Source organism: Nostoc sp. (assembly GCF_036917135.1).
Lineage (GTDB): Bacteria > Cyanobacteriota > Cyanobacteriia > Cyanobacteriales > Nostocaceae > Nostoc.
In genome coordinates this window covers 1-13,421 of record NZ_JBALEA010000077.1, presented here as the reverse complement: position 1 = coordinate 13,421, position 13,421 = coordinate 1, and the positions used below count along the sequence as shown (strand labels likewise).

General features: G+C 39.4%; 7 protein-coding genes. 5 read left to right on the top strand and 2 right to left on the bottom strand.

What is annotated here, in order from left to right:
• Positions 1-137: 137 nt before the first annotated feature.
• On the bottom strand, positions 138-1,580 hold the full coding sequence (locus tag V7K50_RS24565) for a sugar transferase (RefSeq protein WP_334964647.1): 1,443 nt from the start codon (positions 1,578-1,580) through the stop codon (positions 138-140).
• 1,679 nt (positions 1,581-3,259) lie between these two features.
• On the opposite strand from V7K50_RS24565, the gene V7K50_RS24560 reads away from it, so the two are divergent.
• The 5 genes from V7K50_RS24560 (at position 3,260) to V7K50_RS24540 (ending at position 12,484) form a co-directional block, all read left to right on the top strand.
• On the top strand, positions 3,260-9,178 hold the full coding sequence (locus V7K50_RS24560; protein ID WP_334964645.1) for an amino acid adenylation domain-containing protein: 5,919 nt from the start codon (positions 3,260-3,262) through the stop codon (positions 9,176-9,178).
• A gap of 428 nt (positions 9,179-9,606) precedes the next feature.
• Positions 9,607-10,788: an aldo/keto reductase gene (locus tag V7K50_RS24555; RefSeq protein ID WP_334964643.1), complete on the top strand. Its 1,182-nt coding sequence runs from the start codon at positions 9,607-9,609 to the stop codon at positions 10,786-10,788.
• Between the two features lie 79 nt (positions 10,789-10,867).
• Positions 10,868-11,683 (top strand): DNA cytosine methyltransferase, encoded by an 816-nt coding sequence (locus V7K50_RS24550; protein WP_334964641.1) that lies wholly within the window; start codon positions 10,868-10,870, stop codon positions 11,681-11,683.
• 43 nt (positions 11,684-11,726) lie between these two features.
• Positions 11,727-12,281 carry a hypothetical protein gene (locus V7K50_RS24545; protein WP_334964639.1) on the top strand — a complete coding sequence of 185 codons (555 nt, stop codon included), beginning with the start codon at positions 11,727-11,729 and terminating at the stop codon, positions 12,279-12,281.
• 20 nt (positions 12,282-12,301) lie between these two features.
• Positions 12,302-12,484, top strand: coding sequence for a DNA cytosine methyltransferase (locus V7K50_RS24540; protein ID WP_334964637.1), 183 nt, complete (start codon positions 12,302-12,304; stop codon positions 12,482-12,484).
• A 1-nt stretch (position 12,485) separates the two neighbouring features.
• On the opposite strand, the gene V7K50_RS24535 is transcribed toward V7K50_RS24540, so the two are convergent.
• On the bottom strand, positions 12,486-13,292 hold the full coding sequence (locus V7K50_RS24535) for a TdeIII family type II restriction endonuclease (RefSeq protein ID WP_334964635.1): 807 nt from the start codon (positions 13,290-13,292) through the stop codon (positions 12,486-12,488).
• Positions 13,293-13,421: the final 129 nt, after the last annotated feature.

Genomic DNA, 13,421 nt, shown 5'->3' with positions numbered 1-13,421 from the left:
CATTTGTATTTTTTCTAACAGAGAAAGCTAAATTTAATGCCGCAAAAATTCCATTTAAAAGTGCAATACTCGTATAAATACGTAAACAACATAATTATTGCTGTCCAGTAGATATGATTGATTTTGTTTTGATCAACCTAGTATGCACCTTCTTTTTTCAAAACTACCATAACTGTTTTGAGCAGAATTTCAAAGTCTAATCCCAGGGACCAATTTTCAATGTAGTTAAGATCAAGATTTATTACTTGTTCAAAATCTAAAATATCTGAGCGACCTGAGACTTGCCAAAGACCTGTAATACCAGGTAAAACTTCATGTCTAATAAAATGATGTTCAGAAAATTTATCTACATCTCTAGTAGGTAAAGGGCGAGGTCCTACTATACTCATTTGTCCAAGGATAACATTAAAAAGTTGAGGTAATTCGTCTAAGCTGTAACGACGTAGAAACTTCCCAACACGGGTAACGCGAGGATCATCTTTAATTTTAAAGATAATTCCATCTTTAGTTTCATTTAAAGCTTCTAATTCTTTCTGTAATTTTTCTGCATCAGACCTCATGGTTCTGAATTTCCATACTTTAAACTGTTGACCATGCAAACCTATACGTGTTTGCCTGTAAAATACTGTGCCGGGAGAATCGATTTTTATAGCTATAGCTATAGCTATGTAAATAGGGAATGATAACATTACAAATAAAGTTGCGAAACAAAAATCACAACTACGCTTTACCCAAAAATCCTTACCTGTAATTATCGGACAATCCAAACTAAGACAAGGCATTCCCCCTATTTTATTAAATTCTACGTTTTTATAAATTGGTTTTAATTCCATAGGCAAAATATGTACTTGGATGCCAGATGCTTGAAATAACCAGCATAAAAACATTCTATTTTTTAGAGCATCCCAAGATATAAAAACTTCTGTTACGCCTAATTCATTAAGTTGATTTAATGTTTGCTGACGTTTATATCTGTCTAATGAACTAGCATTTGCCGTTCCAGATACAATGTAATGCTTTTCTTTTTTTATAAAGCTCGCAATCTGGTCATGATCTTGAGGATCACAAATAATAAATACAGAAGAGCGAACTATTTTTTTCTGCTTACGCAAATATTCAAGAGCAATGTTGACACCATATCTACCAGTACAAATAAATAATACACTTAGGAGCCAAGATAATAATATTAATCTTTGGTGTGTAATATCAACAACTGGTTTATACAAAAAACAAACAAGGATTATTAATCCATGAGCAAAAGTTAGGGATTTGATAATATTGAAATAGTCATAGCGGTTTTGACCTTCTCGATAAATACCTTCTAGAGCTAATGATCCTATTTGAATCCCAATAGTTATTAAAATCGGTAAATAATGACTCTGTATATACCAAGTAAAATCCCCATAGGAAGACTCATATCCAGCTAAAACCCAAGCTAAGGATAAAAGAATATAGTCTACTAAAAACAATGTTGTTAATCTTAACCACCACGATCCCTTGCGTACAATGACAGACGCAGATGCACGTAAATCTGAAGGCACTTCACTCAACTTATTTGTTGCAATGCTCTGATTACTCATAGTTAGTAACACTTGGTGTAGTTAAAATTTGATGAAAACCTATATAATTAGGATGTCTGACATTTTTCTCTCAAAGGAATCTGTCCTTTATAGTCTACTATTAACCATTATCTCTAGACTAAACTTCAAGTTCTTGATCAAAAGCATATTTAAAGATTATTTTGAGTGTTGCTACTACCCGAATGCTTAAATTTTATTGAAGGGTAGCATCCAATTTAGTCGGGATATTTCGAGCTTTGATCCCAAGTAAAGGATTTGTTGGTGAGTTAAGTTAATAAATTCCTGACATTAATAATCAAGGAGGTCAGGTAAACAAACAATATTATGTATGCTTTATCATCTGTGTAATAAATAACCTAACTCGGTTATTAAAGTTCCATTGCAGATTTATACTAAATGGTATATCTTCGACAATAACTGTACCATATTTAGCTAGAGTAATTCGGTTTTGCTTAGAAGTTATTTTGTTTGTTTACGCATAATTACTGATTAACAAAACTTACACAAACAACATATAACGAAATGAATCAAAAGTTTGATTATTGTTACAAAACTTTACATAGCCGAATATCGTGGTTGAAGTTGAGTCAGCTTGATGGGCATCTCTAGAAAATTCGTCACCGATTAATGAATATAAATTCTAATCTCTGATTTCTATGAGTACTGTCATATCAGCGTTGTAGACATTTTTACCTCATGAGAGAGTCACGTCGCTTCTCTACGAGACGCTCCGCGAACGCTCCAAATTCAAAATTCAATAATTTTTGATCCCCATAAATAAATTTAGTTGCTCTGTAAACGGACTTCGTATTTCTTGCGCTGTGCGACTCGTTATACATACATTTTTTTGCTTCTCCATAAATAAATTTAGGGGCTTGTATCATGAGTCGTTTTCGCTCAGTTTTTATGTAAATAAAGATCAACGAGGCTAAAATGTTCTTTTTTCATACTTCTTGCCTTATTCCAATGACAAATCTTTATGCGGACTTGACTTGAAAATGCTGCTAGCGATAGTGGGGCGTTTAGTCCGTGTTCAGTAAAAATACCAGTGCTAAACCCCAGTTTAATACGGTCGTGGATATTAAAATTTATACAGTTTATCGTTGCTACTTAATTATTTAAGCAAATTATAATTACGCCTTTACATGATTTTTATATATAAAGAGACACAATGAAGATTTGGTAATAATTATTTTTTCCTTCAGCAAATTTACTTGAAAAAGGATAAGATTTTCCAGTGTTGTGTTTGTAGCTGAATCTAGTTAGGTAAAGAAAAAAACCTTTACTTGTCAACTTAAAGGTAAAGCTGCAAATCAAATGGTTGTTATTGGCTAGTACCTTAAAAAAGGCAATCACTCATTTTTTGGCTTAGATTTTATTTTAAAGTTGTACCTAAAAGCAATATGCTCGGTAAAACATCGTTACTATTATGTTAAGTATAAATCGATTATTTAGAGCCTTACATACCAATTCTGTTGGAAAAGCAAAAGTCGTAACCCTTTGGGGGAAGGGAGTTACGGTCAGTTTCTAGTTATCAAGACTAGCTAGCCTTTGTTTCTGTAGCCCCAGACTTCTATCCTAAGGGTGTTAATGTGCAGCCTCATATAAAATTTGGTACATAACTGTACATAGAATAAATTAAAAAATGGCATTTCCTGATGGAGTTGATATATATTAAAATGCAGATAAATAGCCAGACTTCTGAGTGTGATCAAAATATTCCGTTAAGTACCTTAACTAACATCATCGGCACTCAACTTCTACAAAAATGGAATGGCACTGACGCAGGGGATCATCAGGAACTGTGCATCCATGAAATGTTTGAGATGCAAGTAGAGCGATCGCCCCAAGCAATTGCGGTAGTATTTGAAAATACACAACTTACCTATCAGCAGTTAAACCAACGGGCGAATCAACTAGCTGACTACTTACGTGGTTTAGGCGTTGGGCCTGAGGTACTTGTGGGAATTTGCCTAGAGCGTTCCTTGGAGATGATCGTCGGACTACTGGGAATTCTGAAAGCTGGAGGTGCCTATGTGCCTTTAGATCCAGCATATCCCTCAGAACGTTTAGCCTTCATCTTGGAAGACACTCAGACACCAGTATTGTTAACCGTAGAAAAATTTGTTAGCAGCTTACCAGCGCATCAGGCACAGGTGGTTTGTTTAGACTCAGACTGGCAAGGGAACATTCACAACAGCCAAGAAAATCCTGTAAAGGAAACGACGGTTGATAATCTGATCTACGTAATCTACACATCTGGTTCTACAGGACAGCCCAAGGGTGTAATGATCCCTCATCGTGGGATTTGCAATCAACTCCACTGGAAGCAAACAACCTTTGGATTAACTCAGCAAGACAAAGTTTTACTGACTATTTCTTTTAGCTTCGACCCCTCAGTGTGGCAGATATTCTGGCCATTGTGCTTTGGGGGGCAATTGATCATGGCTCGTCCTGGTGGTCATCAAGATACTGCCTACCTTGTGAAGGTGATTACTGAGGAGCAAATCACGGTTTTGGCCTTAGTACCTTCCATACTCCGTGTTTTACTGGAAGAGAAAGGAATTGAAAATTGCCGATTTGTCAGGCATATTACCTGCGGTGGTGAGGCTTTACCTGGCGAACTCATAGAACGCTTTTTTGCCAAATTAAATTTGGACAATGTTCTGCATAATTGCTATGGTCCGACAGAAGCTTCCATTGATACCACTTTCTGGAGTTGTCAGCGCGGCACCAATTATGCCATTGCTCCCATTGGTCGCCCCATTACCAATGCAGAGATTCACATCCTGGATGAAAATTTGCAGGCTGTGCCTGTTGGGGAATCAGGTGAACTGCACATTGGCGGTATTGCTCTAGCGCGAGGTTATCTTAACCGTCCAGAATTGACCAGAGAAAAGTTCATTCTCGACCCTTTTAGCTTTGAAAGAGGGGCACGCCTTTACAAAACTGGGGACTTAGCACGTTACTTGAGCGACGGGAATATCGAGTTCCTTGGTCGCATTGACCACCAAGTGAAAATACGTGGCTTCCGAATTGAATTAGGAGAAATTGAAGCCATATTAGGTCAACATCCGGCACTGATACAGAATCTAGTTATAGCCAGAGAGGATGTTCCTGGGGACAAGCAACTCGTGGCATATATTGTGGCCAGTCCAGAGCAAATCCCTAGCCAGGTTGAATTGCGTCGCTTTTTGGAAACTCGGCTACCTGAATACATGGTGCCTAGTTTCTTTGTATTTTTGGACACCCTACCATTAAATCCCAACGGTAAAATAGATCGTCGCGCCTTACCTGCACCGGATACATCTAATATTAAGCTGTCAACTAACTTTGTTGCACCTCAGAATTGGAGAGAAGAAGTCTTAGCTAGCATCTGGGCGAAAGTTTTGCGTCTGGAACAAGTAGGTATCCACGACAATTTTTTTGAATTGGGAGGTCATTCCCTGCTGGCGACTCAAGTAATGTCTCGGGTTCGCCAAGCTTTTCGGATAGAAATACCGTTGCAACTCTTATTTGAGAATCCCACGATCGCTACTTTAGCTCAAGCGTTCGCCCAAAAGGAGAGTCAAGAAAATGATCCTCAGAATCAGACTATTCCCCAAATAGCCAACCGAGAGTTAGCCCCTTTATCTTTTGCCCAGCAGCGAGTGTGGTTTTTGCAGCAGTTGCAACCCGATAGCCGAGCATATATCCTCTCCAATGCAAAACGCTTAACGGGCAAGTTAAATGTGGATGTATTGCAACAGTCACTAGATGCGATCGTTGTCCATCATGAGGCACTGCGAACAAACTTTATGACATCACTTGATGGTAGCCCCATACAAGTAATTGGCACACCTCGGTCAGTGGAACTCAAGGTAATTGAGGTAACACAAGAGCAAGTAGAATCTCTCCTAAATCAAGAGGCGCAACGCCCCTTCAACTTAGAAACTGACTTGATGCTGCGAGCTACTTTGCTCCAGGTAGACGAACAGGAGCATATATTACTGTTGGTGATGCACCACATCGCTTCAGATGGCTGGTCAATAGGCATTTTCTGGCAGCAGTTAGCAGAACTTTATCAAGCCTTTTTGAGCGGTAAACCTTCGCCCCTGGTAAAATTGCCTATTCAGTATGCCGATTTCGGTGTCTGGCAACACCAATGGTTATCGGGTGAAATACTCTCAGGCCAAATCAACTACTGGAAAACTCAGTTAGCAGCCGCTAATACTGTATTAGAATTACCAACCGACCGACCACGGCCAGCAGTCCAAACTTACCAGGGATCAGTGCAATCCCTGGTGCTACCCCAGAGCCTGAGTGCATCGCTAAAAGAACTCTCCCATCAGCATGGTGTCACCCTATTTATGACATTACTGGCGGCTTTTGGCACAATATTGCACCGCTACACTGGGCAAGAAGACATTCTCATCGGTTCTCCCATTGCTGGTCGCAACCAAGTTGAAACCGAAGGGTTGATTGGGTTTTTTGTCAATACCCTAGCCATACGCACTAATCTTTCAGGCAACCCAAGTTTCCGGCAGTTACTTAGTCAAGTTCGAGAAGCAACACTAGGAGCATACTCCCACCAAGACTTGCCCTTCGAGAAGCTAGTAGGAGAACTACAGCCAGAGAGGGATCTGAGCCACTCACCGTTGTTTCAGGTAATGTTTGCCTTTCACAATACCCCAAGGGAACTCTGGGAACTTCCGGGATTGACCATTACCCCTGTAGAAGTCCATAGCGGCGCAGCAAAGTTCGAGCTTACCCTCGATTTAGAAGAAACTTCAGAGGGGATCAAAGGTGGAATTGAATATAACACAGACTTATTCGATGAGACAACGATCGCTCGAATGGTAGGGCATTTCCAAACTTTACTTGAAGGTATCGTTGCCAACGCCGAACAGCATATTTCCGATTTACCTCTATTAACAGCAGCCGAGCGGGATCAGCTACTTTTAGAGTGGAATAATACCCAAACTGACTACGATTTATCTGAATGTCTGCACCACTTATTTGAAGCGCAGGTAGAGAAAACACCAGATGCGATCGCTGTAAAATTTGCAGACAAGCACCTTACCTACAGTCAGCTAAATAGTCGCGCCAATCAACTAGCAAACTACTTGCAAACTTGTGGAGTCCAGCCAAATGTACTCGTAGCCATTTGTGTTGAGCGTTCCTTAGAAATGGTAGTGGGGTTATTAGGGATTATCAAAGCTGGTGGCGCTTATGTACCGATTGATCCCGAATATCCTCAAGAGCGCATAGCATATATGCTAGGCGATTGTCAAGCCGCAGTGCTATTAACCCAAAGGAGTTTAGTTGATCATCTGCCTACAAGTAGCCAAAAAGTTTGTCTGGATACCGATTGGGAAACAATCTCCCAACAAAGTAATCGTAATCCCAATTCCCGCGTTAAGCCTCTAGATTTAGCTTATGTAATTTACACCTCTGGTTCTACTGGCAAACCAAAGGGCGCAATGAATACCCATAAAGGAATTTGCAATCGCTTACTATGGATGCAAGATGCTTACAAACTAACTGAAACTGATCGCGTTCTGCAAAAAACCCCTTTTAGTTTCGACGTTTCAGTTTGGGAGTTTTTCTGGCCGCTATTGACAGGGGCGCGTTTAGTCATGGCTCAACCAGGCGGACAGCGAGATGCGACTTACTTAATTAACACCATTGTTCAAGAGGAAATTACAACACTGCATTTTGTCCCCTCGATGTTGCAGATATTTCTAGAAACCAAAGGACTAGAACGTTGCAAATCTCTCAAACGGGTGTTTTGTAGTGGAGAAGCCTTACCAATTGACCTCCAAGAGCGGTTTTTTGAAGGGATGGAATGTGAACTACACAATCTTTACGGCCCTACCGAAGCGGCAATTGATGTGACATTTTGGCAGTGTCAAAGAGAGAGTAACTTAAAAAGTGTACCAATTGGGAGAGCGATCGCTAACACTCAACTTTATATCCTCGACTCCCATCTCCAACCAGTTCCCTTAGGTGCCAACGGCGAACTTTATATTGGTGGTGTGGGAGTTGCTAAAGGCTATCTCAACCGTCCAGACTTAACAGCCGAGCGATTTATTTCCCATCCCTTTAACCAAGGCGAAAAACTTTACAAAACTGGAGACTTAGCCCGCTATCTTCCCGATGGCAACATTGAATACATCGGTAGAATCGATCACCAGGTAAAAATTCGTGGTTTCCGCATCGAACTTGGAGAAATTGAAGCTTTATTAGCACAACACCCCGCCATACAGCAAACTATTGTTACAGCGAGAGTTGATAATTCAGGAAACCAGCGACTAGTCGCCTACATCGTTCCTCACCCAGAACAGACACCAAATATTGAGGAACTGCGCCACTTCCTCAAACAGCAACTACCAGAATATATGGTGCCGAGTGCTTTCGTTTTACTAGACACCTTACCCCTAACCCCCAACGGCAAAATCGACCGCCGCGCCTTACCAGCACCAGACTCAACAAGGCTTGATTCTGAAAACACCTATATAGCTCCCCGTGATGAATTAGAATTCCAACTAACCAAGATTTGGGAACAAATTTTAGGTGTCGGGCCTATCGGTGTCAGGGACAACTTTTTTGAGCTAGGAGGACACTCGATATTAGCAGTAAAACTGTTTTGGCAAATTGAGAAGGCATTTAGTAAAAATCTGCCTCTAGCGATTCTGTTCCAGTCAGGTACTGTAGAGGCTCTAGCCAAAATTATCTCCGAAGAAGATATAGCAGCAACAAACAAGACTTTAGTAAATACCTTAGAGAAATCAAAATCTAGCTGTTTATCCCTGGTAGAAATTCAACCCAACGGTTCCAAGCCACCTTTTTACTGTATTCACGGACTAGGTGGAGAAGTCTTGGGTTTCCGTGAATTGGCATTGCATCTGGGATCAGACCAACCATTCTACGGACTACAGCCACAAGGGTTAGATGGACAACACCCCTTCCATACGCGAGTTGAAGACATGGCAACTCACTATATTCAAGAAATCAAGACTCTTCAGCCCAATGGCCCTTATTTTCTGGGAGGTTATTCTTTTGGAGGTGTAGTTGCTTTCGAGATGGCTAAACAACTCCAAGAGCAAGGCGAACAAGTTGGTATTCTGGTTCTATTTGATAGTTGTCGTTTAGGTTATAGCTGGCGAGCGCCATTTATCAAGCGACTTTATTTGCATTTAAATAATATCGTTCAAGAAGGGCCTGCCTACCTTTGGAAAAAGACTGTGAGATGGAGCTATTGGCGTAAGCAGCATTTCCAAAATACATATAACCGTTACTTGGAAGAGGTAGTTAATTTACCTGAAACTGACAAGCATTTAAAGAGCATAGATGCTAATATTCAAGCGGGTAGAGAATATATTTTTTCACCTTACCTTGGTCGAGCTGTCCTCTTGCGAACAGAGGATAAAAATCGGGACGAAGCTATAGGCACAAAATACGATCCTCAATTCGGCTGGGGCGACCTAGTGGCTGGAGGATTGGATATCCATTATATTCCTGGATCTCACCTTGACCTACTTAATGAACCCAACGTACAAGTGTTAGCCGAAATATTGAAAAATTGCTTAACCCAGGCGCAGTCCCCAAAGAATTAATTTGAACTTTTCCCTTAGTTCAGATTTCGACAGCAATGGTCATGGGGATTGGGGATTGGGGATTGGGGATTGGGGATTAGGGCGTGTTTTCAAAGTCTTAGATCCCCCCCAACCCCCCTTTTTAAGGGGGGCGAAGAGTCTGTTAAAATTCCCCTTAAAAAGGGGAGCCACTGCGGTCTTGGGGTCTCCCCAAGTAGAGCAAGTGGCGTAGATTTGGGGGGATCTAAAAAGTTAGAAGGCTAAACAAATAGTTGGAAAACACGCCCTAGGGATTGGGGACTATTAAGATAAGTATGTGGATTCAGACCCCAACCAAAACAATCAAGGAAGTTCTTGCCCAGTACCCAGTACCCAGTACCCAGTACCCAGTACCCAGTACCCAGTACCCTTTTAAGATTTGAAGTTGGTAAGCAATCCACAATCTAGTAATGCTATATAGACGATTTGGACGTACAGAATTACAAATGCCCGTGTTTTCGTGCGGGGGCATGAGATATCAGTTCAAATGGCAGGATGTTCCCAATCATGAAATTCCTGCTGATAACCAGGCGAATCTCGAAGCGACTATTAAAAGGGCTGTGGAAGTTGGGATTAATCATATTGAAACTGCCCGTGGTTATGGCACTTCCGAAATGCAATTGGGGAGAATATTGCCCAAGTTTCCCCGTGACAAATTGATTGTTCAGACTAAAATCAGCCCAACGGCAGATGCGAAAGAATTCCGTCAGACATTTGAACAATCATTGAAAAATCTTCAGCTAGATTATGTTGACCTTTTAGGGTTGCACGGCATCAATCATGCTGAGTCCTTAGATGATAGCATCCGTCCCGGTGGTTGTTTGGAAGTAGCCCAGCAGTTGCAAGCAGAGGGGAAAGTTAGATTTATTGGCTTTTCCACACACGGCTCAACAGATATGATTGTGCAGACAATTAATACTAATCAATTTGATTATGTGAATCTGCATTGGTACTATATTAATCAATGGAATTGGGCGGCAATTGAAGCAGCTAAACGCCACGATATGGGGGTGTTTATTATTAGTCCATCTAATAAAGGAGGTTTGTTGTATGAACCTCCACAAAAATTAGTAAATCTTTGCGCTCCTTTGAGTCCAATGGTGTTTAATGATTTGTTTTGTTTGAGTCATCAAGAGGTGCATACCCTGAGTGTGGGAGCAGCAAAACCAGAAGATTTTGATGAACACCTGAAGACTTTAGAGTTAGTAGACCGAGCATCATCAATTTTGCCACCGATTTTAGCAAAGTTGGAGTCAGAAGCGATCGCTACTTTGGGAGAAGATTGGGTAAAAAACTGGCAAACAAATCTACCAACCTTTGACCAAACCCCTGGTGAGGTAAATATTCGGGTGATTTTGTGGTTGCGGAATTTAGCGATCGCCTACGACCTGTTAGAGTACGCTAAAATGCGCTACAACCTCCTTGGTAATGGCAATCACTGGTTTCCTGGCAACAAAGCTGATCGGCTAGACGAATTAGACTTGCTACAATACCTCGCCCGCAATCCCCACGCCGATAAAATACCAAAAATTTTGGCACAAGCCCATCAGATGTTGGCGGGTGCAGAGGTGAAACGATTGTCTCAGAGTTGATCTTTAGTCACTTAGAATATTTGATGATATACTAAGTGACTAAATCTCAATAGTTAGTTAATCAAGTTGGCTAACAAAAATGAAATCTGTATTTTCGCCAAAATCCAAACAAATAGAATTACCTTTACAGTTAGTAACTTATCAAAATAAATTCGCTTTCATCGATTTATTTGCTGGTATTGGTGGATTTAGAATTGCTTTACAAAAACTAGGTGGTCAATGTTTAGGCTATTCTGAAATAGACAAACAAGCTATAAAAATTTATCAACAAAATTTCATCAGCTACTTAAACAAAGATGAAATTGAATTAGGAGATATAACAAAGATTAATGACCTTCCTTCTGATGTTGACATAGTGGTTGGTGGTGTTCCGTGTCAACCTTGGTCAGTCGCAGGTCGTTTAAAGGGATTTGAAGACCCAAGAGGAAAGTTATGGTTTGATGTAATTAGACTAGTCAATAAAAATAAACCTAAAGCCTTTATATTTGAAAATGTCAGTGGATTAGCAAGCCCTAAAAACGTCGAGAGTTTGGAACTAATTGTACATGAATTAGAAAGCATCGGATATTGTGTTAAGTGGAAAGTCCTCAATGCTTATGATTTTGGTTTACCTCAAAATAGAGAGAGAGTTTTTATTGTTGGAATTAGAAATGATCTGGAAAAATGCCAAGAGTATAAATTTCCTATTCCTTTGAACATTCATCCAAAAGTTTTCGATATATTAGATGATATTAAATCTGCAAAAATTATTGAAAAAGTCAAGTTATATCATGTCCGTATAAATAGTTATGATTCCCATAGTCATTGCACCCCACCCCCAACCCCTAAGAGCTTGCGGGGAGGGGAGACAAAGTGTAGCTTTGGCGGTGTGGGGTTCTTCGGGTTTAATAAGTAATCAAGCGGACATGATATTAGATCGACATACCTTATTTAAAGGTATGATTCCACCATCAAGAACGAGATTTCAAAAAGATGATGAATTAAATGATTTCTTCATTTTTTCTGATTTAAGAAATGGACATACAACAATTCACTCTTGGGATATTATAGAAACCAGTGATAGAGAAAAAATGATTTGCTTAACTCTTCTAAAACATAGAAGAAGTAAAAAATATGGAGAGAAAGATGGTAATCCCTTATCTTTTGATAATTTTAAAGAAATAATATGTGATATAGAGATAAATGAATTAAATAAACTAGTTCAAAAAGGAATCTTCCGATTAACTGCTGATAATAAGCATGAATTTGTTAATTCTAAAAATATGACAGGTATTAATGATATTTATAGAATTATTTTACCTACTGCTGATATTATGCCAACTTTAACTGCTACTGGTGCTAAAGACTATATAGCAACAGTATCAATTCATGCTAGCGATCCAGATGAGTATAAAAATATTTTCTTAGAAAAAATTTATACACAGAAAAATTTTATCCCAATACAGCGCTTCCCGCTATTATGCAATACAGTTTTCTCCTTGCCCCTCTTTTAGCATAGCTTTCAGCTTTGAGGATGTACCTCATAGCTGCCGTAAGTGCTGTAACGGCGAAACACGCTTGTAAATTACAAGGGTTCCCGAAAAATTTTGAATATCACGAAAAAGATGATATTGCTAGAAAACAGTTTGGTAATGCTGTTCCTGTACCTGTTGTTGAGTATGTAGCTAAAGAATTGCTGAGTATTCTTCATATTTAAACTAATTTTGGTAAAAAATATCATTAAATTCTGCGGCAAAGTTTTCTTGTCCTAACTCAACAAAAAGTGCCTTTAATTGCTCAAATGTATTTTCAGTTCCAGAACAAAAATCCCAAAATTTATTTTCAACCCATATATCTTGAGCGATATCTAGAGGAGAACTAGATAACTTACCTTTTTGTATTTCATACCAAGATTTTGAAAAAGGATTAAAAGGAATAGCAATACGAGCTTTTAACTTAGCATTTGTATCTTTAGCAAGTCGATAAGCATACCACTGTAGCATTTGTTTGTTAAACTTTTGAAAATCACCTTGATTTGGCTGTGCAGTTTTTATATCAAAAAGATATTCAATTCCGTCCTTAAATAAATGAATATCAACTCCAGTTCCCGATGGAGGAGATTTATAGATGTAGGCGGCGATATCTTGGGGATTGGTTTTTGCCGCAACGTTTTTTAGCCTGTCTATACATTCCTCTGTTGAAACTCTCCTGTTATTAGGCTTATTTTCACGTTCATAAACTAATTTATCCAGTTCATTCTGCAAAGCTGGAGGAAACGGAGTTGGGACTAATATCTTATCTTGGATAATTTCAAATCCATTTATTTCAGCTAATATTTTAGATATAGGTTCCCAAAAAGTTGTTCCTAGACTTGTTTCTAATCCACCGATGAGAGAACGTATTCGTCTTTCTTTAGGAAAAATATCATCTAATACTTGGTACTTTTTGTCTTTTGTCTTCTTAAAAAGTTTCCTAATTGAAGTTTTCAGATTTTCCTTGATTCTTTCTTTAAGATAGTCATCCATAATTCAATTGTTTGATGTTCATTAGGGTGGGCAACAGGGCAAACGCATCTAAATATTGAGAGCCTGAATCAGGGTGAAATACACCAAGACTCAAACTACATAAAGCTTTGAGGAAATGAAATCTCACTC